Origin of the sequence: Mucilaginibacter sp., from assembly GCF_041660805.1 — a bacterium.
Classification (GTDB): domain Bacteria; phylum Bacteroidota; class Bacteroidia; order Sphingobacteriales; family Sphingobacteriaceae; genus Mucilaginibacter.
Genome location: NZ_JBAZVP010000020.1, coordinates 18,370 through 45,032, shown reverse-complemented (window position 1 = coordinate 45,032; position 26,663 = coordinate 18,370). Strand labels below are relative to the sequence as shown.

General features: G+C 40.9%; 23 protein-coding genes. 4 read left to right on the top strand and 19 right to left on the bottom strand.

The window, feature by feature from the left end:
• Window positions 1-105: 105 nt before the first annotated feature.
• On the bottom strand, window positions 106-1,437 hold the full coding sequence (locus WC743_RS19980; protein WP_373014872.1) for a nucleotide sugar dehydrogenase: 1,332 nt from the start codon (window positions 1,435-1,437) through the stop codon (window positions 106-108).
• Window positions 1,438-1,655: 218 nt separating this feature from the next.
• On the bottom strand, window positions 1,656-2,510 hold the full coding sequence (locus tag WC743_RS19975) for an AraC family transcriptional regulator (protein WP_373014870.1): 855 nt from the start codon (window positions 2,508-2,510) through the stop codon (window positions 1,656-1,658).
• A 127-nt stretch (window positions 2,511-2,637) separates the two neighbouring features.
• On the opposite strand from WC743_RS19975, the gene WC743_RS19970 reads away from it, so the two are divergent.
• Window positions 2,638-3,630 carry a phytanoyl-CoA dioxygenase family protein gene (locus WC743_RS19970; RefSeq protein ID WP_373014869.1) on the top strand — a complete coding sequence of 331 codons (993 nt, stop codon included), beginning with the start codon at window positions 2,638-2,640 and terminating at the stop codon, window positions 3,628-3,630.
• 75 nt (window positions 3,631-3,705) lie between these two features.
• Here the strand turns inward: WC743_RS19970 and WC743_RS19965 are convergent, their stop codons facing one another.
• From WC743_RS19965 to WC743_RS19930, 8 genes are all read right to left on the bottom strand, one after another.
• Window positions 3,706-4,251, bottom strand: coding sequence for a DUF4199 domain-containing protein (locus tag WC743_RS19965; RefSeq protein ID WP_373014867.1), 546 nt, complete (start codon window positions 4,249-4,251; stop codon window positions 3,706-3,708).
• 31 nt (window positions 4,252-4,282) lie between these two features.
• The gene (locus WC743_RS19960; RefSeq protein ID WP_373014865.1) at window positions 4,283-4,951 is read right to left on the bottom strand and encodes a hypothetical protein; all 669 of its coding nucleotides are present in this window, start codon (window positions 4,949-4,951) and stop codon (window positions 4,283-4,285) included.
• A gap of 6 nt (window positions 4,952-4,957) precedes the next feature.
• A complete protein-coding gene (locus tag WC743_RS19955; protein WP_373014864.1) occupies window positions 4,958-6,211 on the bottom strand; it encodes a dihydroorotase family protein in 1,254 nt (417 codons plus the stop codon).
• A gap of 28 nt (window positions 6,212-6,239) precedes the next feature.
• Window positions 6,240-8,294 carry a BatA domain-containing protein gene (locus WC743_RS19950; RefSeq protein WP_373014862.1) on the bottom strand — a complete coding sequence of 685 codons (2,055 nt, stop codon included), beginning with the start codon at window positions 8,292-8,294 and terminating at the stop codon, window positions 6,240-6,242.
• A gap of 377 nt (window positions 8,295-8,671) precedes the next feature.
• Complete coding sequence (locus WC743_RS19945; RefSeq protein ID WP_373014860.1) at window positions 8,672-9,376, bottom strand: PliI family lysozyme inhibitor of I-type lysozyme; 705 nt, start codon at window positions 9,374-9,376, stop codon at window positions 8,672-8,674.
• Window positions 9,377-9,391: 15 nt separating this feature from the next.
• A complete protein-coding gene (locus tag WC743_RS19940) occupies window positions 9,392-11,707 on the bottom strand; it encodes a family 20 glycosylhydrolase (RefSeq protein WP_373014858.1) in 2,316 nt (771 codons plus the stop codon).
• Between the two features lie 163 nt (window positions 11,708-11,870).
• The gene (trxB, locus tag WC743_RS19935) at window positions 11,871-12,827 is read right to left on the bottom strand and encodes a thioredoxin-disulfide reductase (RefSeq protein WP_373014857.1); all 957 of its coding nucleotides are present in this window, start codon (window positions 12,825-12,827) and stop codon (window positions 11,871-11,873) included.
• 80 nt (window positions 12,828-12,907) lie between these two features.
• Window positions 12,908-14,083, bottom strand: coding sequence for a dipeptidase (locus WC743_RS19930; RefSeq protein WP_373014855.1), 1,176 nt, complete (start codon window positions 14,081-14,083; stop codon window positions 12,908-12,910).
• A gap of 117 nt (window positions 14,084-14,200) precedes the next feature.
• Here WC743_RS19930 and WC743_RS19925 point away from each other — a divergent pair, with 117 nt between their 5' ends.
• The gene (locus WC743_RS19925) at window positions 14,201-15,343 is read left to right on the top strand and encodes an FAD-dependent oxidoreductase (protein WP_373014854.1); all 1,143 of its coding nucleotides are present in this window, start codon (window positions 14,201-14,203) and stop codon (window positions 15,341-15,343) included.
• A 1-nt stretch (window position 15,344) separates the two neighbouring features.
• Here WC743_RS19925 and WC743_RS19920 read toward each other — a convergent pair whose 3' ends face one another.
• The 7 genes from WC743_RS19920 to WC743_RS19890 all read right to left on the bottom strand — a co-directional run bounded on the left by WC743_RS19920 (window position 15,345) and on the right by WC743_RS19890 (window position 22,782).
• Window positions 15,345-16,973, bottom strand: coding sequence for an acyl-CoA carboxylase subunit beta (locus WC743_RS19920; protein ID WP_373014852.1), 1,629 nt, complete (start codon window positions 16,971-16,973; stop codon window positions 15,345-15,347).
• 187 nt (window positions 16,974-17,160) lie between these two features.
• On the bottom strand, window positions 17,161-17,745 hold the full coding sequence (locus WC743_RS19915; protein WP_373014851.1) for a TIGR00730 family Rossman fold protein: 585 nt from the start codon (window positions 17,743-17,745) through the stop codon (window positions 17,161-17,163).
• A gap of 32 nt (window positions 17,746-17,777) precedes the next feature.
• Window positions 17,778-18,065 carry a hypothetical protein gene (locus WC743_RS19910; RefSeq protein WP_373014849.1) on the bottom strand — a complete coding sequence of 96 codons (288 nt, stop codon included), beginning with the start codon at window positions 18,063-18,065 and terminating at the stop codon, window positions 17,778-17,780.
• A 71-nt stretch (window positions 18,066-18,136) separates the two neighbouring features.
• Window positions 18,137-19,606, bottom strand: a complete 1,470-nt coding sequence (gene guaB / locus WC743_RS19905; RefSeq protein WP_373014847.1) for an IMP dehydrogenase — start codon at window positions 19,604-19,606, stop codon at window positions 18,137-18,139.
• A 179-nt stretch (window positions 19,607-19,785) separates the two neighbouring features.
• Window positions 19,786-21,069, bottom strand: a complete 1,284-nt coding sequence (locus tag WC743_RS19900; protein ID WP_373014845.1) for a M16 family metallopeptidase — start codon at window positions 21,067-21,069, stop codon at window positions 19,786-19,788.
• An 18-nt stretch (window positions 21,070-21,087) separates the two neighbouring features.
• A complete protein-coding gene (locus WC743_RS19895; RefSeq protein ID WP_373014843.1) occupies window positions 21,088-22,356 on the bottom strand; it encodes a M16 family metallopeptidase in 1,269 nt (422 codons plus the stop codon).
• Window positions 22,357-22,476: 120 nt separating this feature from the next.
• Window positions 22,477-22,782, bottom strand: a complete 306-nt coding sequence (locus tag WC743_RS19890; protein ID WP_373014841.1) for a DUF3175 domain-containing protein — start codon at window positions 22,780-22,782, stop codon at window positions 22,477-22,479.
• A gap of 71 nt (window positions 22,783-22,853) precedes the next feature.
• Between WC743_RS19890 and WC743_RS19885 the strand changes: the two genes are divergently transcribed.
• Entirely contained in the window at window positions 22,854-23,417 is a 564-nt protein-coding gene (locus WC743_RS19885) for a hypothetical protein (protein WP_373014840.1), read from the top strand.
• Between the two features lie 51 nt (window positions 23,418-23,468).
• On the opposite strand, the gene WC743_RS19880 is transcribed toward WC743_RS19885, so the two are convergent.
• On the bottom strand, window positions 23,469-23,813 hold the full coding sequence (locus WC743_RS19880; protein WP_373014838.1) for a phosphoribosylpyrophosphate synthetase: 345 nt from the start codon (window positions 23,811-23,813) through the stop codon (window positions 23,469-23,471).
• Between the two features lie 152 nt (window positions 23,814-23,965).
• Between WC743_RS19880 and WC743_RS19875 the strand changes: the two genes are divergently transcribed.
• Window positions 23,966-24,799 (top strand): hypothetical protein, encoded by an 834-nt coding sequence (locus WC743_RS19875; RefSeq protein WP_373014837.1) that lies wholly within the window; start codon window positions 23,966-23,968, stop codon window positions 24,797-24,799.
• A gap of 108 nt (window positions 24,800-24,907) precedes the next feature.
• Here the strand turns inward: WC743_RS19875 and WC743_RS19870 are convergent, their stop codons facing one another.
• Window positions 24,908-26,515 (bottom strand): hypothetical protein, encoded by a 1,608-nt coding sequence (locus WC743_RS19870; protein ID WP_373014835.1) that lies wholly within the window; start codon window positions 26,513-26,515, stop codon window positions 24,908-24,910.
• Between the last annotated feature and the right edge of the window lie 148 nt (window positions 26,516-26,663).

Below are 26,663 nucleotides of genomic sequence, written 5' to 3'. Positions count from 1 at the left end.
TTTTTAAAAATATTGAGAAACAATTAAAAAATCAGTTAAAAATAAAATAAAACCACACCAGGTATTATAACCTTCTGACTTTTGCAGGTTTAAACATTAATGTACTTATAAACGCCCATCTATTATACCCTCATCCAGCACCGCTTTTATATCGTAAATTACTGATGAATGTGCCTTTTTTAGACTGCTGATGTCTATTTTCAAAAACTCATCATGGGCAACAGCTAATATAATTGCATCATAATTAGCCCTTACATTTTCAAACATATTGATGGTATTTATTTGGTACTCATCAGCTACCTCTTTAGGGTTTGCCCATGGATCATAAATGTCACAAATAATTTCAAAATCATTTAAAACTTTAATAATATCAATTACCCGTGTGTTACGTACATCCGGGCAGTTCTCCTTAAAAGTAAAGCCCAATACTAAAACATTGGCATTTTTTACAACAATATCCTTCTTAATCATAAGCCTTATAACTTCCATGGCAACATAAGTACCCATGCCATCATTAAGTCTTCGGCCTGCTAAAATAATTTCCGGGTGATATCCTACTTCTTGCGCCCGCTGTGCCAGATAGTACGGATCAACGCCCGTACAGTGCCCTCCTACTAAACCGGGTTTAAAATTTAAAAAGTTCCATTTAGTACCTGCCGCTTTTAAAACTGCCTGGGTATCAATTTGCATCAGGTTAAAAATTTTTGAAAGCTCATTAACAAATGCAATATTAATATCGCGCTGGGAGTTCTCAATAACCTTACAGGCCTCGGCTACTTTTATAGTTGGCGCCTTATGCGTGCCGGCTGTAATAATAGTGCCGTACAGGTTATTTATAAAATTGGCCGCCTCAGGTGTTGAACCCGATGTTACTTTTAAAATATTGGTTAACGTATGCACCTTATCTCCCGGGTTTATCCGTTCCGGAGAATAACCTGCATAAAAACCTTCGTTTAGTTTAAGACCTGATATCTTTTCAATGATCGGCACACAAATTTCTTCTGTCACACCCGGGTATACGGTTGATTCCAATATGAAAATATCGCCTTTAGAAATGACCGATCCTATTAGTTCACAGGCATTTTTAAGCATATGCATGTCGGGGCGGTTATGCTTGTCGGTAGGTGTTGGTACCGATATGATATAGATATTGCAATTTTTTATATCACCTACATCCGATGTAAAAAGCAATCCATTATTGCTGCCCGAAGCACGCTTAACTTTCTTTAATTCATTGCTATCAATCTCCAGCGTACGGTCGTTGCCGGCGTTTAACTCATCAATCCGAGCCTGTTTTTTATCAAAACCAACTACCGAATATTTTTTTGAGAATTCAACGGCAAGCGGTAAACCAACATAACCTAAGCCTATAACAGCTATATTTATATTATCCGGCGTTAATAAGTTAAAGGTATTTAGTGGTATTTGATCAGGCATTTTTAAGATAGTATCACAACAAGTTGCAAATATATACTTTATATATAATGTGTAATAAACAACTAATTATTGAGCTGTTTAAACAATATAATTGGCATGTTAACGGTAACAACCTGTTAATGTTTTACTGCTGATATTTTATTTGACGATCAATCACTTTCACCTCTTATAACCCGAGTGAAAACTTTATCCTCCGGTGATTGAAAAGGAATGGGCGTTTACTTTTTATCGTTTAACCAATTCCGTTTAAAATCAGAGGGGTTCTGTCCCACTATTTTGTTGAACAGCTTGTTAAAATACGAGAGGCTTTCAAAGCCGATGGCGTAACAGGTTTCAGTAATGTTTTTGCCTTGCATTAGCAGGTTCTTGGCGCGCTCAATGCGGTATTGATTCACAAAATCGGTAAAGGTTATGTTGGTTTGGCGCTTAAAATATCTGCAAAACGCAGCCGTTGTTAAATGAACTTTACCGGCTACAACATTAACATCCGGCTTTTGATGATAATTAGCATCAATGTATTCATAGATGGCCCCCATTCTTATCTTGTCTTTCAGAATAAACTCCTTACTGGTCTCATCGTTATTTAAAATAACCATTTCATTCGATGCCGCCAGTATCTGAAAAATATCCATCAGTGCTATCAATTGTTCAAATGAGTTCATGCCAGACAAAGTTTTTAGCTTTTCAGCAACTATTGCTTTTGTTTCGCCATTAAAAGCAATGCCCAACCCGGCTTTTTTAAACAGGCGGTTAATTGCCGCAAATTCCGGTGATGTGCTGATGGCCGCGCCCATAAAATCGGTACGGAGCTGTATCACTATCTGATGATAATCGCTGCGTAAGCGGTAATCAAAATTCAAATGAGGCAGGTTACCGCCAATAAATACCAGGTCGCTTTGGGTATAACCCGATATATGCGAGCCCACATGGCGGATACCGGCATCAGCCTCAACATAAACCAGCTCCACTTCCGGATGATAATGCCATAAAAAGGTATTACGTAACCGTGGCGAAAATAGCTTAAAAGATTTGCCCGGTTCAAACTCCACCCGTTCCAGTTGTATCTCATTCATCCTGCATTGCACTAAAAATCTATTTAAATATATCCAATAAATCAATACAGAGCAAATACTGGTCATTACAAAGTATAAACAGGCCTAAATACCACCCTACCTTTGAACTATTAAAACCAATAATAGTATGAAAATGGAACCCGAAACTACCGCCACAATGACAACGGCTGTTAACATGAAAGCAAACGAGGCCCATAACGAAATACCGGGCAACCCATCAGTAGCAACATCAAGCGCTATCCGCCTGAACGACCGCAGCAACGGCGAACCGCTGCGTGTGTTAAGCGAAGCCGACTGGAATTTTTGGATAACCAATGGTTACGTGATCATTAAAAATGCCGTACCAAAAGAACAGGTAAAAAAACTGGCCGATTACCTTTGGGAATACGAGGGCAAAGACCAAAACGATATGGATACCTGGTATAAAAAACCCAATGCCCAAATGCAAATGGCCGAACTTAATAATACCGGCATGGTTGAAATATACAATCACCAATACCTGTGGGATAACAGGCAATATCCAAAAGTGCATGCCGCCTTTGCTGATATTTGGGGCACAGAAAAACTTTGGGCAAATATTGACAGGGCAAACCTGAATTTCCCCTTACGGCCGGGTTTTGAATACAAAGGTTTTATCCATTGGGATTACGACCCGGAAACCAAGCCACAGAACGTACAGGGTGTTTTGGCATTGGCCGACCAAACTGATGAAACCATGGGCGGTTTTCAATGCATCCCAGATCTGTTTAAGACTTATGACACCTGGAAACTAACCCAACCTGCAGACCGTGATCATTTTAAACCAAATACAACGGGCTTTAATATTGTAAAAGTAAAAATGGAAGCCGGTGACCTGCTGATATTTAATAGCTCGCAGCCACATGGCATACGGCCAAATAACAGCGGCAATAAGGTACGTATAGCACAATATGTAAGCATGATGCCTGCTCAGGACGACAATGAAGAATTAAGACAATGGCGCGTAAACAGCTGGAAGAATCGTGAGGCTATGCAAGGTTATGCTTTCCCTGGTGACCCTTTGGAGCGCGAAAAGAAAAACCCGGTTGCCGAACTATCTTCTTTAGGCAGAAAGCTTTTAGGGTTGGATAAATGGGATTAAGGCAAAAAGCATTTTAACAAAACAGGCCGCTCAAAATTGGGCGGCCTGTTTTTATTGTGTTAAGATAAGATCTGATTATACAGCCGGGTCTTCTGCCGAATCCACTATATCATAGGCTGTGCGCTCTTTTTTAAGTATGGCAGCACCTATTAAAGCTACTATTGCTCCAAATATTAACGAACCAATAGCTGTAGCAACTGCACCAAAAATGGCTCCGTATTTGGTTCCCATTTCCAAAGCTTTATCAATTTGCTCTTGTGACATTCCTTTATCGGCCATCACAGTTTGCTGCTCCTCCATAGATTTTACCAAAACATCCGGACTTAAAAATTTAAGATATATAAAAACAAATACGGCCAATATTATGCCCGAAAAAAGGGAATATCTAAACCCAACAGAAAACCCTTTTCCAAAAGTCATAAAGCCACCAGATGCATCTTTGAATTCCTTTTGAGCCAGTACGCAAAATGCTATAAAAGGTATGTAACCTACATATTTTACGGCAGAGTTTGGATCAATATTGAGGAGTTGAAAAGTGTAAGTAAGTACAATAGAGACTACTACATAAAACAAAGCCCACTTAGTGGCAATTTTTGTAGGGTTAATCGCAAGATTTTCCATTTTATTTTAATTAGTTAAGGTTTAAAATTAATTATTTAAAGCTAACTAATATTTCTAAAACTGCCATATCAAATGATTTATTTACAGCGTTGGCTGCAATTACTTCTTTATCTTGTTCAGCTAGTTCGGGATTTTGGAAAAAACACATCATTGGGTAAAACAATTCCTTAAGTTCTGAATCATCAGCAACGGTTGCTGCTACCTTTTTTATCTCAGCCGCGGGGCTCTCAATCAATATCTGGTTGGCAATAACCGGCTCATATATGCGGTACTCATCCTGGAACTCATCTTCATCAACCAATAAAAATTCTTTCAGGTAATCTTCCAGTTCAGGATCAATATCTTCATCCTCGCACTCGTTAAGGTACAATAACAGGTTTAATAATTCGGTACCACGGTCAAGGGTTTGTTCCTCAATACCTTCCCACTCAGGGGTTTCCAGGTAATCGTCTTCAAGCTTTTTTACATCTTCGCTAAAAAAATTAATCATCAGCAAATCAAAAAACACTTCGCGCAATTCCTCAACCTGAGGGTTATTATCAAACAATTCATCAAGCGAATCTACCTTGGTTAAAAAATCGTCATCAGATGAAAACACCTCTTCAAATTGCGCGGTAAGCACTGCCGCGTTAAAGCTCCCATATTTTGAATATGCTTGTAATGAACTTGCAATAGCTGATGTTACTTTTTGGTCAGTCATAGTTTCTTAAAATTTAGATAGTTGATCGTTATTACAGGTGAATAAAACTTTACCTTTTAAGTTCTGTCCCATAAAAGGAGAATTATAACTTTTAGACCGGTTTACACCGCGGGTATATTCCCATTCGGCTTCGGTATCTAACAGTACAAAATTAGCCTGTTGCCCTTTGGCAATTACAGGCACCTCAATGTTTAATATTTTACGCGGATTTACAGACAGCTTCTCTACTATCAGTTCAAGCGGTAAACCGGCTTTTATAGCTAATGAAAATGCCGTTTGCAGGCCAATTATACCATATTCGGCCACTTCAAATTCCACATCTTTAAATTCTATCTCATGCGGGGTGTGTTGCGATACAATAGCATCAATAGTGCCATCTTTTAAACCGTTTATCAGCGCATCAGCATCGCGCTGCGTACGCAGCGGGGGTTTAACCTTATACAGGCTATCAAAGCCCATCAGGGCCTGATCAGTAAGTATCAAATTATGCACGGCAACATCGCAGGTTACTTTTAACCCTTTCCGTTTTGCCTCCCTTATCAGTTCAACAGAACGTTCTGTTGATATAGTGGTAAAGTGTATTTCAGAACCGGTATCTTCTGCAAGGTAAAGGTCGCGGGCAATCATTAATTCTTCGGCCAGTGAGGGGATGCCTTTCATGCCCAGCATAGTGCTTACCACTCCTTCGTGTACTTTGGCTTTACCTGCAATAGAAGTATCTTCCGGATAGGATATTACTTTAGCGCCAAAACCCTGTACATAAAGCATAGCGCGCTCCATTAAGCCTGCATCCTGTACCGGGCGGTTACCGTCAGTAAATGCCTTTGCACCGCTTTTATACATATCATACATTTCGGCCATATCCTTACCTTCGCGCTTATTGGATATCGTTCCCAGCGGATAAATATCAACCAGGTTGTTGCTGGCGCGATTAAGCAAATATTCTACTTCGGCTTTTGAATGTACCGGCGGATGGGTATTAGGAGTAAGCGCAATGCCTGTAAAGCCGCCTGCTGCTGCTGCTGCCGTACCGGTTTGCAGGTCTTCCTTGGTTTCTAAACCAAGTTCGCCTATGTTACAGTTCAAATCAAAAAAACCGGGGGCCAGGTATTTGCCTTTTGCATCAATGGTTTCGGCATCGGCGGTTAGCGATGCACCAATTTCAGTAATTACGCCATCTTTAATTAAGATATCAGTTACCTGTTTATTAAAAGGCGATGCAGGATCAATAACAGTAGCGGATTTGATAAGCAAATTCATTATCGCTGTTTAAGGTGGGTTTATATTGTTAAACGGGTTGCGTGGCCTTGCTTTTATCGGTTTTGTAAAACCGTATCAGCAATGTTTCGGCAGCCAGAAATAACAGTGCCAAAATTATACAAAGTTTCCATAATTGCAGCCCTGAATTTGCCGCGCCGTTAATACTATTTGTATTTAGCTTGTTTCCCTGTAGCAAGGTTGTTTGTTGGGCAAATAAATTTCCAAGTTCGCTATTGTTCAAATAACTCAGGTCAGATTCGCTCCTGTTATCATTAAAAGCCAGTATTGCTGCTGTACTATCCTGTTTTTTCAGATCGTAAATACCGGTCTCCTTCAATTGATCTGGCAGGTAAAGAAGTGTACTTCCCTCCTGTTGCTGTACATCAGGAATAATGGTTTGCGAACCTTTAACCATTTTTAATAATTGATTTTCTGTGGATTGCAGCGTTGCGGTTTCAATTGCCTGGTTATTACCTAATGTATAAAACAAAGGCTGATAGTGCCCGCTCAGTATAGCTATCCTAAACATTACCGGTACAAAAAGAGCATGTACAGGCAGGTTACTAAAAGTTTCATCTAACGGTAAAGCAGATAAATATACAGTGCCTTTCCCGCTGTTATACCCTTCCCATACCGGCTGCCCGGTTTGTAACCGCATCAAATAATTACCAGACCTGGCTGATGGACTTAAACTATAATATTTTTTTACCTGGGGCAGATCAGGGTTTTGAGGAAACGCCTCGAAAGTGTTTTTAAACACCGGGCTCTGCAGGTTAATTGACGATACCCTGGTAGCTTCGGTCACTATCTTTTCAGGATAGGCTGCCCCCATGGGCTGCAATAAGGCCCGGTAACTACTTATATCCGCCTCTGCCGAAGGGAATACCATTAGTGTGCCACCTTTGCTTACATAGCTTTTTAACTGTTGTGCCAACCCTGCCGAAATAACTTTAATATCGCTTACAATTATAAGCGGATATGTATTTAAGCCGGCATAATCTACATTGCCATCCTGTACACGTTTGGCAATAAAAAACGGATCTGTGGCAAAAACGGCGTTGAGGTATTTATTGGGTATGCCGCCATCAATTAAAAGAATGGGCAATTGCTTGTTAATATTAAAGGCGAAGTAAAATTTATTATCAAACGTTACCGGGTTATCCTGCAGTTGTATCTCGCCGCGCTGCCAGCCTGCCTGCAAACCCGAAAAGGTAAGCGTATCTGTTTGAGCCGAACGTGCGTTCACCGTAAAACTGCCAATGGCTTTTTGCACACCATTTATGATTAGCTTTAATGGTATTTGCTCTGCCGGTTTATCTGCATAATTACGAAGCCTTACTATCAGCTTTTCACTTTCACCCGGCCGGTGGGTAGCATTTAGCAATTCAACCGAATCAACAGCCACATTGGGCAACGTACTTGCTTTGAGCTGTACCAGGTTAACCGGAATGTTATCGTTTACCTTGCCGGCTAATTTACCAGTGATGTTTTTCTGAAAATCTGATATGATATAACTGCTTTTAACTGCTCCGGGCTGCATATTAAGCAAGCTTTGCTGCCTTGCCGTTATTTGACTGATACTCCTGCTTTGCGGACTAATTTTTACCGCGTCTACCGCATCATTAAACTCATCGCGGTTTAATAATCGCTGATGCTTGCCTTCAAAATCTTGTGTTAGTAACTGGAAACGATCATTTATGGAATAGGCCGAAGCTATTTGTTTGGCCTTTTGCTTTGCCTCATCAAGGAGGCTGCCCTCGCGGTTAAGGGTTTGCATAGAGTAAGAATTATCTACAAAAATGCTTACCACCTGCTGTTTGCCGGTATTCGCATCATCCTTTTGGGATGATATATAAGGCCTTGCAAAAGCAAACACCAAAAATAACAGTGCCAGCATACGTGCCGCAAGGATCAATCTTTCTTTTAAATTTCTACGGCTTGCCTGTTGCTCCTGTACTTCTTTCAAAAACTGCACATTACTGAACAGCACTTTTTTATACCGCCTAAAATTAAACAGGTGCACCAGTACGGGTATGGCCAGTGTTAATAATGCAAACAGGAAAGTTGGATATAAAAAGTGCATTAATATTTATGCCGATTGGATATACTGCAAATTTGCAAATTTATGTGGAGATTTTCAGGGTGGGTTTTAACAATACAGATCAATTGTTAACCAGGCAAGCTGCATCACGCAAAGACGCGAAAGACACTTTGCGTATTTGCATGAAAATTATTTTTTACCTCAACTTAATGTACCAGGATATCTAAAATCAAAAAAACCGGCCAGGGCTGGTTTTATTTTAATAATGATGTGGAAACATGCGCCATAAGCAATGCAGAAGAAATATAGCAATGGTAATTAGAGATAATTAGAGATTTTTAGAAGAATTTGGTGCTCTGTTCCGCTGTTGTTCCGTTTTGTTCCGCTTTTAACGGAACGGAACAGCGGAACAGAATGATCTACCCTCTGCGATTACGCTTTTTCTTTTTTTGTTTTTCTGTCTTTTTAGGTTCCTCGTTCACACCGGATTTACCGCTGCTTACAGTGGTTGAATCTTTACTTAACTGCTTAACAGTAAAATCATTACTACGCAAACTATACTCTAACTGGCGTTTTGCACCTGTTGGTTTGGCAGTCTTATCGTTACTATCATATATAGGAAACTCCCGGATAAGCTTTCCCTCCTTTATATAAAAGTTATCATCGCCCCGATAACCCTTCTTTTGCGAGTTGGTTAGCCTGGGGAAATCAAGCTTATTAACTCCACTATTATTAAACTCAAAAGCATACACTTTTGCATAGTTTACCGTGTCTTTTCCCTTCGACTGGATCAGTATCTCGGGATTACCGTCCGTATCCATATCGGCGTTGTACGCGTCGGTGATGGTGCCGTCCAGGTCGCCGGTGGTAGTGGTATACTTCATCCCGGCAGAATCAGAGTGTAATATGGCGAATGACCCTACAGCGGTTGATCCCCTGCCCCAGCTTACTACATCATAAGTTTGCCCCGGAGATACTTCTATTGCTTTATGAAAACGAAAAGGCGGCATAACGGCAGCTTTAGCAGCAGCGGCAGTATTTGCAGCCGGTTTTTTATCATCGTTGCTGCAGCTTGCCAAAACAATGCAAACCGCCGATACCAATAAACAATGTCTTAAATCCATTTAAATTATAATTGATCAGTTAAACATCATATCCGGCGATAGTTCGCCTTTTGGCTTACCCGGTATAGTCATATATAAACGTAAAGTACTGTTTGTAAGCGCTGCATCTACATATTTTATAGTAATGCGGTGATAACCTTTTAACAATGGTACAGCACCACCCTGTTCATAAGCGCCATGCTTACCGTCATTATCAACAACCGGTACATCATCAATTAATAATACCGAACCATTGGTTGACTGGGTTGAAAAACCATAATTACCATCAGTATCAATCTTTATATAACCATTAAATACAACGCCATATTTACCAAACGCTTTTTTAAAGGCCGATGTTGCAGTGCTAAAGCTTTTTGCTATACCTGTATCAATTACTGCGGCAGGGTTGATCTGTGTGGTGTTCACATAAGTACCTGCAGATACCTGATATTTTAACCCGGTTGCTGTACCGGTATAAATTACCGGAGCCATTGGCGCCTTATTATACATAACTGTTTTTGTTACAGCACTGCGTTTACCTGAGGGGGTAATAACAATGGTCTGCAACTCGCGGTACTGGTCAATAGGTACCATATACGTCATAGGTATGGTGTATTCATTGTCGGTTTCGCGCGGTGTGTAACCATCAATAGTATAATAAATTTTTGCGCCCAAAACCGGCGACTTTAAATTCACTTTTAATTGTGAACCTATCATAGTAGTGTCCACAGCACCAATAGCCTGCGGAACACGGTAGTTAAAATCGTTTTTATCCAGCCATGCAAAATGAGCAGGCAGGCGGGTTTCAGAAAAGTCTTTAAAGTTTTTGTTAGCTAACGGTGTCCATGCAACTTCAGATAAGCCGAGCATGCGTGGCAGCAGCATGTATTGCACTTTGTTATCTGTAGTTACGTACTCCGTCCACAAGTTGGCTTGCACACCTAAAATATGTTTTTGCTGTTCGGCATCTAAAGCGGCCGGGGTTGGGTTATAGCTATAAATCTTTGAAACCGGCTCGTTACCACCAATGCTCAATGGTTCCTGGTTTAGTTTGCCCTGGCTATGGTCTATGTATAACCCAGCATTGCCGGGTGTCATTATTACATCATGGTTCTGTTTTGCTGCGGCAATACCACCTTCTTCGCCTCTCCAGCTCATTACAGTGGCATTGGGTGCAAGCCCGCCTTCTAAAATCTCATCCCAGCCAATAATACTGCGCCCTTTTGAGTTCACAAACTTTTCCATCCTGTGGATAAAATAACTTTGCAAACCGTGCTCATCTTTTAGTTTTAAATTTTTAATGAGATCCTGACAAAATTTGGAATCTTTCCAAACCGTCTTGGGTGCTTCGTCGCCACCAATGTGGATGTATTTACTTGGAAAAAGGTCTATCACCTCTGTCAATACATCCTGCAAAAAGCTGAATGTTTTTTCTGAAGGGCAATAGATATTATTAAAAACGCCCCATGTTTCGGCTGTTTTATAGGTAAGGCCGGGGTCGCAACTTAATTCGGGATAAGCGGCCAGTGCAGCTTGTGAGTGGCCCGGCATTTCAATTTCTGGCACCACAGTAATATAACGGTCTGCCGCATATTTAACCACATCACGGATCTGGTCTTGTGTGTAATAGCCACCGTAAGGGGTATTATCAAATTGCTGCGGGTTACGATCACGGTAATTACCTATTACAGTTTGCGCACGCTGACTGGCTATTTGAGTTAATTTAGGATATTTTTTTATTTCGATACGCCAGCCCTGGTCGTCTGTTAAATGCCAGTGAAATGTATTCAGTTTGTACGCAGCCATCAGATCAATATACTTTTTAACAAACTCTACAGAAAAGAAGTGACGGCAAACATCAAGCATCAATCCACGGTAACCAAAACGCGGATAATCTTCAATTACAGCACAAGGGAACCTGGCAGTCGCGGCTCTTTCTGCAGGCATTAGCTGGATAAGGGTCTGTATACCATAAAACAAACCTGCTCCTTTACCGGCAACGGTTATTTGCTGTGGTGTAATGGTTAAACGGTAACCTTCGGCAGGTAAGTTTTCTGTACCTGCTGATGTTAAATAAATAACGTTTGATTCCGCGGTTGCATTTCTTAAACCCACCTGCCTGTTATAAGCCATATTATTTGCCAGGAATGATGAGAAAAATAAAACCGCTTTATTATTGGGCGTATCAGCCTGTACTATAGTTTGCTGGCTTAATATGAACTGACCGGCCGATTTTTTTACAGATACCGGCGCAGGAATAATACCCAGGTTAGGATTTGCATCTTGTGCATTTACAATAACTGAAGCAAGGGTTAGTACAGTAAAAAGCACAACAAAGATCTTTTTATTCATAGCAGAAAGTTAACCAGGTTATAATGAGGTGGTGAATTTAGCATATTTTAAAAAAAATGCATTACTATATCGCAAAAAATACAATTCAAACAGCAAAAAAGCCGCTTCCTTTTAAGGAAACGGCTTAATATCTTGGTTTGTATCTTAACTGCTGCTTTTTTTCTTAAGCAGTAACTATATGTTCTTTAGCTGCCAGATAACGCTCGGCATCAATAGCCGCCATACAACCTGTACCTGCTGCTGTAACCGCCTGGCGGTAAATATGATCCTGAGCATCGCCACAGCAAAAAACACCTTCAACATTAGTTTCTGTTGAACCCGGCCTGGTAACAATATAGCCTGTTGCGTCCATATGCAACCAGCCTTCAAAAATATCAGTATTGGGTTTATGACCAATAGCAACAAAGAAACCGGTAACATCCAGGTTTCTTTCTTCCTGGGTTTGGTTATTTAAAACCTTTACTCCATTTACGCTTTGCCCGTCGCCCATTATTTCAAGGGTTTCGGTATTATATAATATCTCGATGTTGGCCGTATTCAATACCCGGTGAACCATTGCTTTTGATGCACGGAACTCATCACGGCGAACGATCATATATACCTTACGGGCTAATTTGGCCAGGTAAGTTGCTTCTTCTGCAGCGGTATCACCGGCACCTACTATAGCTACATCCTGTCCTTTAAAAAAGAAACCATCACACACAGCACATGCCGAAACACCAAAACCACTGTATTTTTGCTCAGACTCTAAACCAAGCCATTTGGCTGATGCACCTGTTGATATAATAACTGTATCTGCCAGTATGGTTTTGCTTTCGTCAACTACTACTTTATGCGGCAATGATGAAAAATCAACTGAACTTACATAGCCAAAACGGATATCGGTACCTAAACGTTCTGCCTGTTTACGAAAATCTTCCATCATTTCGGGCCCCATGACACCATCAGGGTAACCGGGGAAATTTTCAACATCAGTAGTTTGGGTAAGCTGCCCGCCGGCAAGCATGCCTGTATACATAACAGGGTGAAGATCAGCTCTTGATGCATAAATTGCAGCTGTATAACCCGCCGGACCAGAACCTATGATAAGGCATTTAACATGTTCAATATCTTGTGACATTTAATTCTTAAATTATGGTGCGAATTTAATAAAAAGAAGAAAGACGTTGGTCAGCTATCAGTAAAACTTATCAACGTTGCTTACTTACCCACATTTGCCTTTAATACCCTAATAAAATTCCCACCCAATATTTTATTGATATCCTTTTTTTTATAGTGCAATTTCAACAATTCATCAGTGATCTTATAGTAGTCGGTTACACTATCCAACCCAAGCGGATAGGACTCGGCACCGTCAAAATCAGAACCTATGCCTACATGGTCAACACCCATTAGTTTTACCATGTAATCGATATGTTTGATCAGCATGCTCAATGGGGGCCGAAACTGGTCGGCTTCGGTTTTATGAATGACATTCAGACGGATACTTGCCAAATCATAATCGTTATAAATTTTGATAAGCGAATCCAGTTCTGGTTTATGCTTAGCCAGATAAGCTTCGTGCTTTTCTGTATAAGCAGTATCTACAAAGCCGCTGTAAAAGTTCACAAATACCACTCCCCCGTTTTCAGCAATAGCTTTAAGCTGATCGTCTTTTAAATTACGCCGGTGCGGAGCCAGGGCATAAGCACAACTATGCGACGCAATTACCGGCTTGGTAGTAGTGGCCATTACATCATAAAAGGTTTTTTCGCCGGGGTGCGACAGATCTATCATCACTCCCAGGTCATTTAGACGCTTAATTACCTGTTTGCCAAATTCTGTTAAACCTTTATGCTTTAAAGTATCTCCGTGCAGTTCTTCGTCTTTGGCAGATGTTGCCCATGGGGTACTATTATTCCAGGTTAGGGTAAGATAAGTCATGCCGCGTTTGGCCAGGCTATCAATATAATCAAGCCTGCTCTCTATCATGTGGCCGCCTTCCACCCCTATCATGGCGGCTAACTTTTTATGTTTGACTGTTTTTTTCAGCTGAGATGCGGTTCGTACCAACGCAATTTTATCCGGGTTACGGTTTATCAATGCATATAATGAATCAATTTCGCGATTGGCAAAGGCATAGGCCGTACCGTTTCCATATTGACCACTGCACCAAATAGAAAAAACCTGCGCATCTAACCCGGCCTGTTCTGCACGTATTAAATCAAAATTACCAGTGGTTTGAAGTTTCCCCAAATCAGTTTTTGTTATCAATTGGTTAGATATCGCATCGTTATGGGTATCAACCAAAATAGCTTTTTGATGAATTTTCTGAACGTTTTGCGCGGAAACAGATAAAGTAAGCAGGAACAATGCAGGAAGCAAAAGATATTTCATTTTGGAAGATATAAAATTTCACGCAAAAAAAATTAAACGAGTGTAAAAATTGCCATTTGCTTTTTATTTCAAATATTATTGAAGCATAATCGTCTCCCTTATTAAATGCATACAAGTATGAATATCATCGAAAATAAAAATATAGCGATAATAGGCGGCGGACCGGGTGGCTTAACCCTTGCCAGGCTTTTACAAATGAATGGAGCAGCTGTAAAAGTTTATGAGCGCGATGCACATAAAGATGCCCGTGCTAAAGGCGCAACGCTCGACCTTCATGAAGAATCAGGATTATTAGCGTTAAAAGAAGCCGGTTTGATGAGTGCTTTTATGGCAAACTACAGGCCGGGTGCCGATCAAATGCGCATTACCGATGAAAATGCGGTGATCGTATTTGATGATCATGCTAATGCTCAAAATGACCGTTCGCGACCCGAAATTGATCGGGGACCTTTGCAAAACATCTTGCTGGAGTCTTTAAACACAGAGACAGTTGTATGGGATAGCCAATTCTTAAATATGGAAGCATCCGCTGATGGCTGGCAATTAAACTTTAAAAACGGGCTTTCGGCCACTGCCGATATTGTAATAGGTGCTGACGGTGCAAATTCAAAAATTCGCCCATATGTTACATCCATCAAACCCTTTTATGCCGGAGTAACTGCAATTGAAGGTGCCATATATAATTCTGAAACAGGCAGTCCAAAAATACACAAGCTATTAAATGGAGGTAAAATATTTGCTTTTGGCAATAATAAATGTTTTATAGTAAGCTCTAAGGGCGATGGTAGCCTGGTGTTTTATACAAGTTGCAAAACTCAGGAAAATTGGGTGCAGGAAAGTGGAATAGACTTTAAAAACAAAGCACAGGTACTTGCCTGGTTTAAACAGGAATTTGCCGACTGGGACGAAATTTGGCAAGAATTATTTGAGAATGCAAATACCGCTTTTATACCGCGGCCGCAATATTGCATGCCGCTTGACCAAAACTGGGAAGCTTTACCTAACTTAACCCTACTGGGCGACGCCGCGCATTTGATGCCGCCATACGCCGGCGAAGGTGTAAATATGGCTATGCTGGATGCATTAGAGTTAAGTAAATGCTTGTTGAATGATGAGTTTACAGGTACCAAATCGGCAATTGCCATTTACGAAAGACAAATGCGTACAAGGGCCTCTGAAACAGCAGAACAAACCATGCAAGCTACGGAGGCATTACACTCGCCGTATGCTATTGGCTTTATGCTAAGCGTAATGGGTTGACCTACGTTTGTATAATCCCCACATTAAATGCCTTGTCTATCGGTGCATGGTTAGCGGCTTCTATCCCCATTGATATCACATTACGCGTTTCCAGCGGGTCTATTATACCATCAACCCAAAGCCTTGCCGCTGCATAGTATGGTGTGGTTTGGGCATTATACCGGTCGGTAGTTTGTTTAAGCAGTTCGGCTTCTTTTACATCGTCTACTTCTTCGCCATTGGCTTTTAACCCGGCGGCCTGCATTTGTACAAGTACTTTAGCTGCCTGCGCGCCGCCCATCACCGCAATTTTTGCCGATGGCCAGGCATAAATTAGTCTTGGATCATACGCTTTACCACACATGGCATAGTTACCCGCTCCGTAGGAATTACCTATAATGATGGTAAATTTTGGCACTACCGAATTAGCTACAGCATTCACCATTTTGGCGCCATCTTTTATAATGCCGCCATGCTCTGACCGGCTGCCAACCATAAATCCGGTAACATCCTGCAAAAAAACCAACGGTATTTTCTTTTGATTACAGTTCATGATAAAGCGGGTGGCTTTATCTGCCGAATCGGAATAGATGACCCCGCCAAACTGCATTTCTCCTTTTTTGGATTTGATAACCTTGCGCTGGTTAGCAACAATACCTACTGCCCAACCATCAACACGGCCTAACGCACAGATGATAGATTGCCCGTAACCGGCTTTGTACTCTTCAAATTCCGAATCATCAAGTAAACGCTTTATGATCTCATACATATCATAGGCCTTATCCCGTGCATCCGGCAATATGCCGTAAATATCTTTTTCTTTTAGTTTTGGGGCTGATGATTTGATCCTGTCAAACCCGGCTTTATTATAATCACCAACCTTGTTCATGATATTGCGGATAGAATCAAGGCAGGCTTTATCGTTTGGATGCTTGTAATCGGTAACGCCTGATATTTCACATTGCGTGGTTGCGCCGCCCAATGTTTCATTATCTACATCCTCGCCTATGGCCGATTTAACCAGGTATGATCCTGCTAAAAAAACAGAACCAGTGCCTTCCACAATCATGGCCTCATCACTCATAATAGGCAAATAAGCGCCGCCGGCAACGCACGAACCCATAATTGCAGCTATCTGGATGATACCCATGCTGCTCATTATGGCGTTATTGCGAAAGATGCGGCCAAAATGTTCTTTATCGGGGAAGATCTCGTCTTGCAAAGGCAGGTACACCCCTGCAGAATCCACTAAATATATGATGGGCAGGCGGTTTTCCATTGCAATTTCCTGAGCGCGCAGGTTTTTCTTGGCTGTTATAGGGAACCATGCACCAGCTTTAACGGTGGCATCATTAGCCACTACCACACATTGCCTGCCGCTCACATAACCAATTCCGCAAACTACGCCGCCACTTGGGCAGCCGCCATGCTCGGCATACATGCCATCGGCAGTAAAAGCACCAACTTCCAGCCAGGGTTTATCTTCATCCAACAGGTAGGCAATGCGCTCGCGGGCAAGCATTTTGCCTTTTTCCTTTTGTTTGGCAGCAGCTTTTTCACCGCCACCTAAGTATATTTTTTTAAGCTTGGTATTAAATTCGTAAACAAGTTGTTTGTTAACATCCTCATTTTTATTGAATTCCAGATCCATACGTATTTATAATAGGTTGTGTAATTTTAGGAAAATTAAACAGAAATAACCTAAGATTAGCCGATTTATTATGCATGCATAATAATTAACCATTCGGTGTTAAAAAACTTTAATTATCCTTGTGCTGTTGGGCGGATATTGACATATACCGCAACAATTACAAATAAAGGTTTCCACAAAACGAAAGCTACGTCAAATTCCTATCCCTGAACCAAACTTCATCGGGTTTAATGTCGATGTTTTCCATCAGGTTTACCAGTTCAATGGCATCGGCAGATGTAAGCACCAAATCGCGGTTGGTTTGTTTTAAAAAACGCTGCTCAACCATTACATCCATCTGCAATAGCAAATGATCGTAAAAACCGTTTACGTTTAACACGCCCACCGGATGGCTATGCAAGCCCAATTGCAACCAGGTTAGCACTTCAAAAAATTCTTCGAGTGTACCAAAACCGCCGGGCAGCATAATGATCCCGTCGCATAGGTCATTCATCATTTGCTTACGCTGGTGCATATTTTCAACGATATGCAGCTGGGTTAACCCCGTATGGCCAACTTCCTTATCTATTAAAAACTGTGGGATAATACCGATAGCTTTGCCGCCTTTGCTCAAAAACGCATCTGCCAGCAGGCCCATTACCCCTACCTTGCCGCCGCCATATATCAGGCTGATGTCTTTAGCAACCATTACCTGTGCCAGTTGCTCAACAGCTTGCTTAAGTACCGGATCGCCGTTAAAATTAGCTCCGCAGAATACACAGATAGATTTCATACAAAATTATTAAGCGCTAAATATAAAATGAATTATTCTTCTATTGTATTGATGATAAGCGCCAGGCCCAACTTTATTTTATGGATAAGCGGTTTCAGTTCATCTGGCGAAAGGTCAATTTCCAGTTCCTCCTCGTTGATATCGCCCATCCTATCCAGTAGTTTGGAAAGGCCCAGTTCATATTCGGCATCCAGGCGTGCACCATCCAATTCCAGCAATACAAACAAGCTGGACAGGCGGCCATAATAAGTCTCCTGGTTCAGGTAATCTAAAGTACCGTATTCCTGTTTAAGGCGATTTAAGAAATCTATTAATATCATATCCTTAAAATAAAACAGGTGGCTTAACATTAAACCACCTGCCTAAAATATTATTATTTAAACTACATCAATTATCTTGTATAGTTTGGTGCTTCTTTAGTGATAGTAATATCGTGTGGGTGGCTTTCGCGCATACCGGCAGCCGTGATGCGTACAAATTTGGCTTTTTGCAAATCTTCGATATTGGCAGCCCCGCAATAGTGCATACCGGCACGTAAACCGCCTATGTATTGGTAAACTACCTCGGCCATATTGCCTTTAAACGGTACACGACCAACAATACCTTCGGGTACCAGTTTGGTTACCACGTCGGTCTCGTCCTGGAAGTAGCGGTCTTTTGAACCTTTTGCCATCGCCTCTATAGAGCCCATACCACGATACGATTTAAATTTACGACCCTCATATATAATGGTTTCGCCCGGTGCTTCTTCCACACCTGCAAACAGCGAACCTGCCATAATGGTGCTTGCACCGGCGGCTATCGCTTTCACAATATCTCCGGTTTGTTTGATACCGCCATCGGCAATAACCGGGATACCGGTACCTTCAAGTGCTTTGGCACATTCGTAAACCGCATATAACTGTGGTACACCCACCCCTGCTATGATACGTGTTGTACAGATAGAACCCGGGCCAATACCCACTTTAACGGCATCAGCACCTGCATCGGCAAGGGCCATGGCAGCATCGGCAGTGGCAATGTTACCCGCTATCACCTGCAGATCAGGATAAAGCTGTTTAACGGCTTTTACCATATCAATAACCCCTTTTGAGTGACCGTGGGCAGTGTCAACCGTTATAACGTCAACCCCGGCATTATAAAGGGCCGTAACGCGGTCAATATTATCAGCAGCAACACCAACAGCGGCGCCTACACGCAAACGGCCAAACTCGTCTTTACAGGCGTTAGGGAAGTTTTTTACTTTCTGGATATCCTTATAAGTGATCAACCCTACCAGTTTACCATCCTTATTAACAACCGGTAGTTTTTCAATTTTGTTATCCTGTAATATGGCAGCAGCATCCTGCAGGGTTGTGCCTTGCGGCGCTACTATCAGGTTTGTTTTGGTCATTATCTCGCTAACAGGCACGGTCAGGTCTTTCTGAAAACGCAGATCGCGGTTAGTGATGATGCCTTTCAGTTTGCCATCGGCATCAATTACCGGGATACCCCCAATACTGTTTTCGCGCATAATGTTTACAGCGTCAGACAGTAGCGCGTTCTCCAGCAGGGTAACCGGCTCCTGGATCATGCCGCTTTCAGAACGTTTTACTTTACGCACCTCGTCGGCTTGTGCCTGTATGGTCATGTTTTTGTGCAGCATACCAATACCACCTGCCTGGGCAATGGCAATAGCCAGGCCTGCTTCGGTTACGGTATCCATAGCGGCCGATATGATCGGGATGTTTAAACGGATCTTTTTTGTTAAAAAAGTGCTCGTGTTAACTTCGCGTGGTAAAACTTCAGAATAAGCGGGGAGTAAAAGTACGTCGTCATAGGTTAATCCTTCGGCGACAAATTTGGATGGGTCTAACTGCATAGCAAATAATTATTTGGAGTTATTATTTGCCGGGCAAAGATAGATTTTTATTTCGGATTTTAGAATTACGATTTCGGATTTTTATAATGATTACAATTGGTTGATAGAATTACGATTTTAGATAAGGAGATTTCTTTGTATAACTCTCTAAAATCGTAATTCAACAATAATAAACCCTTTTAATATTTACCTACTATAACTTTGTAGAAATCTGCAAAATTCCAGTATTTATTTGCTAAAATTTGCAATTCTTCAGCGGTGATGGTTTTTACGGTTTGAGTGTAACGATCATAATAATCGTAATCTAAACCAGCAAAATACAGGTTCTTAAATTTATCTGCATGCGAAAAAACATTCTCCAGGCTACCTAATAAAGCACCCAGCATGTAATTCCTTACTAAAGAAAGTTCTTTCTCATCTATTAAATTTTCTTTTAATAGATTAATCTCCTTTTCTATTTCTTCTACTGCAGATTTACAAACATCAGCACCTACCTCTGATGCGATAAAGAACGCGCCGGTTTGTTTAAATGAAGTCATGCCCGATCCAATACCATAAGTATAACCCTTATCCTCGCGGATGTTGGCCATTAGCCTTGAACCAAAATATCCGCCTAAAACAGTATTTAAAACTTGTAATGCCGGAAAATCCGGATGTATACGGTTTACAAACGGCGTACCTATGCGAATAGCAGATTGTAAGGCATCCGCCTTTTCCGAATAAAAGAAACGCTCTGCAGATGGTTCCAGATCGGGCTGTGAAATATCAGCAGGTAATGTAACATCGCCCCAGGCACCTTCAAAAGCCTGGTTTACAGCTTCCAGTATCTCAGGATCAGCCTTGCCAGCAATAATGATGGTACAGTTAGATGGCTGGTACATTTGTTTGAAATGAGCCAGCAAATCTTCCCTTGTTAGCGATTTAAAGTCTTCCGGCTCGGCACCTAAACCGTAAATGGTTTCGCCATATAAAGCTTTGTTAAAAATACGGCGGGCAACAAAATCGTTTTTTTGCATACTTACCTGCAGCTTTTGCTGCTGGTTACGTACAAATGTTTCCAGTTCCTTTTCAGGAAATATGGAGTCAGTAACGATATCTTTTATAACATCTAAAGTTGTTTTAAGATGCTTTGTTAATGTATAAAGTGTTATCTGCGAATTATCGTAGCTGTAATCTACCTGCAAAAAGGCACCGTAAAAGTCTATCTTATCTGCAATTTGTGCTGCATTTAATTTGCTTGTACCATCGGTAAGCATGGTATTAACAGCTACGTTCAGCAGTGGTTTTTTGGGGTTGAAACGCAAATTGCCAAACACCCATTCAATACGTACCAGGTCCTGGTCGCCGGAATCAAATGTAAAAACATTACATCCGTTGGTTAACCTGGTTTGCAGTGGCCGTATCAGGTTTATATTATCTACACCGTTAAATTCTGGTGCTGTTCTTCTATCTAAAATGCTCATGTTATATATTTTGATGCATTATTCGTTAACAACTTCCGTAGGTTCTTCTACGCCTTCGGCCAAATAGATCAGTGTGGAGGAATTTTCCTTTCTGAATAATTTATTGGCCTGCTCTTTGATCTGCGCTGATGTTACAGCCAAAAACTTTTCTGTTTCATGGTTAAATTCTTCGGCATCACCCATCAGTTCATAATGTGCCAGATTCATGGCCTTATCTAATAGTGACATTTCTGAGAACACCATGGTCGATTCTGTTTTGTTCTTCACCTTAGTCAGTTCATCCGCAGGTACTTCTTCAGCTTTGATCTTTTCCAACTCCTGCCATAACGAAGCTTCGGCCTGTTCAATGCTTATGCCTTCTAATGGTTTACCTTCCAGCACAAACATCCCTCTATCCATACTGCCCGTAATGTAGGCATGCACTTCGCTAAACAATTGCTTATCCTTAACCAAACTTTTGTATAAACGTGATGAGTTACCGCGCGAAAGGATGTCAGACATCAGTTCAATAACATAATAACTTTTATCCATACGTCCTTCCATCTGGAAGGCTATGTAAACATCATTTAAAGGCACCTTGGCCGTAACTGTTTGGCGGCGCTCTTCCTGTTGGGGTGCTTCCTGCGGTAAATCGCGGTTATACTTCTCGCCTGCAGGTATTGGCCCGAACCATTTTTCGGCCAGTCTTTTAACGTCCTCTGTTTTTACATCACCGCCAACTACCATAATAGCATTTTGCGGGTTGTAATGCTTTTTAAAGAAGGCTCTTACATCCTCTATTTTAGCATCCTCAATATGCTTGATGGTTTTACCAATTGTAGCCCATTGGTACGGATGGCTTTTATATACCATTGGCCTTAGCTTTAACCAAACATCGCCGTAAGGCTGATTAAGGTAGCGTTGTTTAAACTCTTCTATAACCACATTACGCTGTACCTCAAGGCTTTTCTCACTAAACGCAAGGCTTAGCATACGGTCACTTTCCAGCCAAAAAGCAGTTTCTAAATTGGCCGATGGCAGGGTGATATAATAGTTGGTAATATCATTGCTGGTAAAGGCGTTATTTTCGCCACCTACCCGCTGCAACGGGCCATCGTAGTTTGGAATATTTACAGAGCCGCCAAACATGAGGTGCTCAAATAAATGAGCAAAGCCGGTTTGCTCAGGGTCCTCATCCCTGGCGCCAACATCGTATAAAATGTTTAGCACTGCCATTGGGGTAGTATTATCTTCGTGAACAATAACGCGCAGGCCATTGTCTAACTTAAATCTATTGAATTTAACCATTTATTTACGATTAATTTACGGTCAGCAAATGTATAATTTTTGTTTAAAGGATATAATTATTCTTACTGTTATAAAGGTTAAAGACGCCAAAAGGCTTAGCAATGTTGCAATTTACTGACGCTATTTTTCTTCCCGGCCATACAGTTTGCGCAATTTATTCTTTGCCCGCTCTAATGGCTTTTTTTGTGTTTTTGTAAGGTTTTTGCCCGCCCTGTTAATGTAAAAGTTAAGCATGGACATAGCACTTTGGAAAGGCGAACCCTTACGTCGATGACTATTATCGGCCGATTCTTTTAATGATTCGGCTATTTCTTCAGGATCTTTTGATTTGAATACATTATTTTCAAGATCAAGCGCATTACTTGTATCGGTTACGCGGGCCGACCATTTTTTTACACTCTTTTTTGCTTTTTGCTTTACTGACATGACATAGTTTATATTGGTATTAATTATAAGCCAATGAGATAAAAGAAAGTTTTTATAAATTTATTTTATAAATGAATAGCAAATTCACAAAGGAAGAGTTGATAAAACAACTAAAGGCAGACCCTACCAGGGGGTATATTGAAAGGCTATCTGCCACACTGAGAGCACAGGATTTTGATTTGAATGAAATGATAGATATTACCTTTCATCCCGATAAACAAACTGCCTTTAGGGCTGCATGGTTATTGGATGTTACTATTTTATATAATCCTGAGTTATACATACAAAATTTAGAATATTTAGTTAAACGGATAAAAGATGTAAGTAATGAAAGCTGCAAAAGGCAATACGCGCGCATAATGATGCACTTAACAGCACCCAATGCATCCGAATCCATAAAATTAAAGCTACAATCGCTTGATCTGGAAGATGTTGTAGAACAGTTTTTCGACTGGATAATAGATCCGAAAGTAAAAGTAGCAGTTAAGGCTTTTGCTGCGGATACCTTGTTTAATTTAAGCCCACGCTACAACTGGATAGCCGAAGAACTGGCCAATCAGATACAATTTATGATGCGCACCGGAAGCCCGGCAATACAATCAAAAGGAAGAGATCTTTTAGCACGTTTGCAGTAAGCAGTTTGCAGTGGGCAGCATGCATAAAACTGCCCACTGGTAACTGCAAGTTTATTGAGTTGGCCTGTCGCTGCCATGCAGGTTATCACTAACCTGATTATGGTGTAATTTGGCTTGTATAGCTGATGAACTGTCATTAGCATACGCACCATAGGCATTTACAAGTATCCCTTTTAAGTTGTATTTAGATGAACTGATACCGTAAACTATGGCCATGTCATCGGGGTTGCTTTGACCCTCGAAACGGTAAAATTCATCTATTTCAAAATCGTCAGCGGTCATATGAACATCCTGTGATTTATCATCTATGGTATCGCCTTCAAGGCTTAAATTAGCCGTATATCCTCTTTTGGTTAAGTCGTTAGTGGCATCCACTAAGGTTTCAAAATTTTTCATGTTTCAGATGTTTAATTTTATTGTGATCTGGATTATATCCTTTTAAACCCCAAAGCAGAAAGGTTGTTTTAGTTAGTTTGTTGATGATAGCTATTTATTATATATTCAAAACTTTTGATCTAAACCCTGAACACTAAACCAGCACTATCTATATGAAAAAGCTATTCCTTCTTACAACGACATTAATATTACTAATATCTTGCTCAAAAGACACGCCTACATTTGAGCACACTATAATACCAGTCACTACGAAGGATGATATGGAACCAATATCTGACAAACAGCTTATCGATAGCGTAACTCTTTATATTGGTACCGGGGTAAATAAATTCGACTACAATTACGATAATAAAAACAGGCTTATTGATCTGCATTTAAGAGCAAGTGGAAGTACCATTACCGATGCCGACTATCTTTACACCTACGACGATGAAAATAAACTAATTAGATCTGTCGTCACCACAGATCGTACAATAGCAACATACGACTTCTCTTATGAGAACAAAATACCGGTATTAGTCACCTACGCTGATGCATCAAATCCAAAAAACAACTTGATTATAAAATTAAAGAACAACGGTTCACAAATAACAGACTGGACAGAATTTTCTTCAGCGACACTTCCTGAAAAAGAAGGAACAACATCAAAATACATTTATGAAAATCAAAATTCAACATCACAGATAATGTTATTCCCTCCGGAATCTGGAGGAAAAGTAAGTAATACCACAAACACTGAGTATGGCATAAATAAAAACCCATTCATTTACACAGGATATAAGTGGAGATTACCAGGCATCACTTTTGCAAATAAAAATGATCAATTAAAAGAAACCAGTGTAGGCATTCCCGGCACTACAATTAGAACCTCTACATATACTTACAACAAGCAAGGATATCCAATTACACAACTTATCAAATCATCGACAGATGGTGGCCCCATTTCTGATACTAAATACGTGTACAAATATATAGATGCAAAATAACAAGCACGGTAAATCATAGGTTGCAGAGAAGAGCGATAAAAAAAACGGTGAGGTTTTACCCTCACCGCTCACACTATTTAACGAAAACTGAAACTAAAAAATTCTTACTTATTGTGCCTTGGCAGCCCATAGCGCTCCGTTTAAATGCAATGCCGGGTGCGAGGTAAAGCCTGAAGGTGAATCGCCAGACCAACCGTTAAACAAGTTGTCGCCGGTATCGCCGGTACCATCATCAGATGGTGAGCTATCACCAACAAAGAATACCCTGCCTGTACCATACGTTGCTAATAATGACATAACACCAGTGTTACCGCCATTGGTAGCACTATTACGCCAAAACAAGCCCTGTACGTTGGCATTTGTTGCCGGTGTTAATGTTGCAACAGCTCCATTATAGAAAGCCAGTTTTGAAGCTGTGCCAGCCGCACCGTTCAATACTTTTGCTGCATTGGCATTGGCGCCTGTGTAAACATTGGTTGATGGGCCTTCGCTTATATCAACATAATTTATGGTGAAGCCGAACGGATTATTATTGTTGATGCCATTGTTGGTCATCAGATCATTCCAAACACGGGGCGAATCAAAGCCATCACCATCCCGATCTGATGGGTTGTAGCCATTAGCATCGGTACCTGCTGTTGTTGCTGCGGTATGGTCAGCTATCATAACCAGCCCGCCGCCGTTCGATACAAAGTTCATAATAGCGGTTTTTTCGGCAGCTGTAAATAAACGGTTAGGTTCAACAACTACAAATACATCATAATTACTCAAATCCTGTACGTTTGAGGCATTGCCATAAGTAATAGCTATACCTACAGGTAATGATTCAACTAACTCACCTTTTTTAACCAGTTCAACCGCCCATGCAGACATAGCACCTTTCCAGTAATTCTCTGCAGTAGTTGAAGTTATACCAGTATATGATGGTGTAGGAAAACGTTGTGCTTTGGTTTCAACAGTTGTGCCGCCCGTATACATCGGAACATTTTCGGTACCGTCTGCATCAATTTGCCAATCGGCGCTGCCTGCATTTTCTAAGTGACTGGCATCAAACAGAAACTTTTTGCCGGTAAGTACTGTACCACCGCTACCGCCACCATTATCATTAATGGTAATATCATCAATATTGATACGGTTTGTGCCACCGCTCAATTTGCGGATCTCTAACCTAACGTTACCGGTTTGGGTAATGGTAAAAGTTTTTAATGTTAGGGTTGATGTTGTAGTAACTGCGGCGCCGGATTGTGTCCAGCTGCTGCCACCGTTTATCGAGTAGAATAATCCCCAGGTACTTGCCACATCACCGCTGTAAGTTGCAGATTTTAAAGTTACTGTGCTGATACCGGTAGTTACATCAAAAAGCATTGTAATTTTTCCGCTGTTACGCATACGCGCCGACCATGAGCCTGCTTTTTGATCAGCAGCTAAGTTGCCTATCAAAGCCTCATACATGTTCCATGAATTCCCTGAAATTGTAACGTTGTCTCCACTTGATGAGCCGCTTGGCGAAACATCATAAGCTGTTTTGGGGCTGGTTGCACCAACCTCAAATCCCTGAGTTAATGATACAGCCTGAATGCTAACTGTACTATTAGCTGATAATACAGAAACCGGTTCTGAAGTTTTAACACCTTCAGATTTTTGGCAGCCTGTGATCAATAATCCGGTCACCATAAAAGCAAGCGCAGAAAATTTAATTTTAGTAAAGTAATTCATAAATGTTTTTTGTGAGAGTGTGTTTTAGTTAACTTTTAATTATACGTTTAAAACCCACAAAAAAGTTACAGTTAACCGGTTGAATGTGATTAACTTATTGTTAAGTTTTTGTGATTTTAATTTTTTACACTATTAATTAAAAAAACAA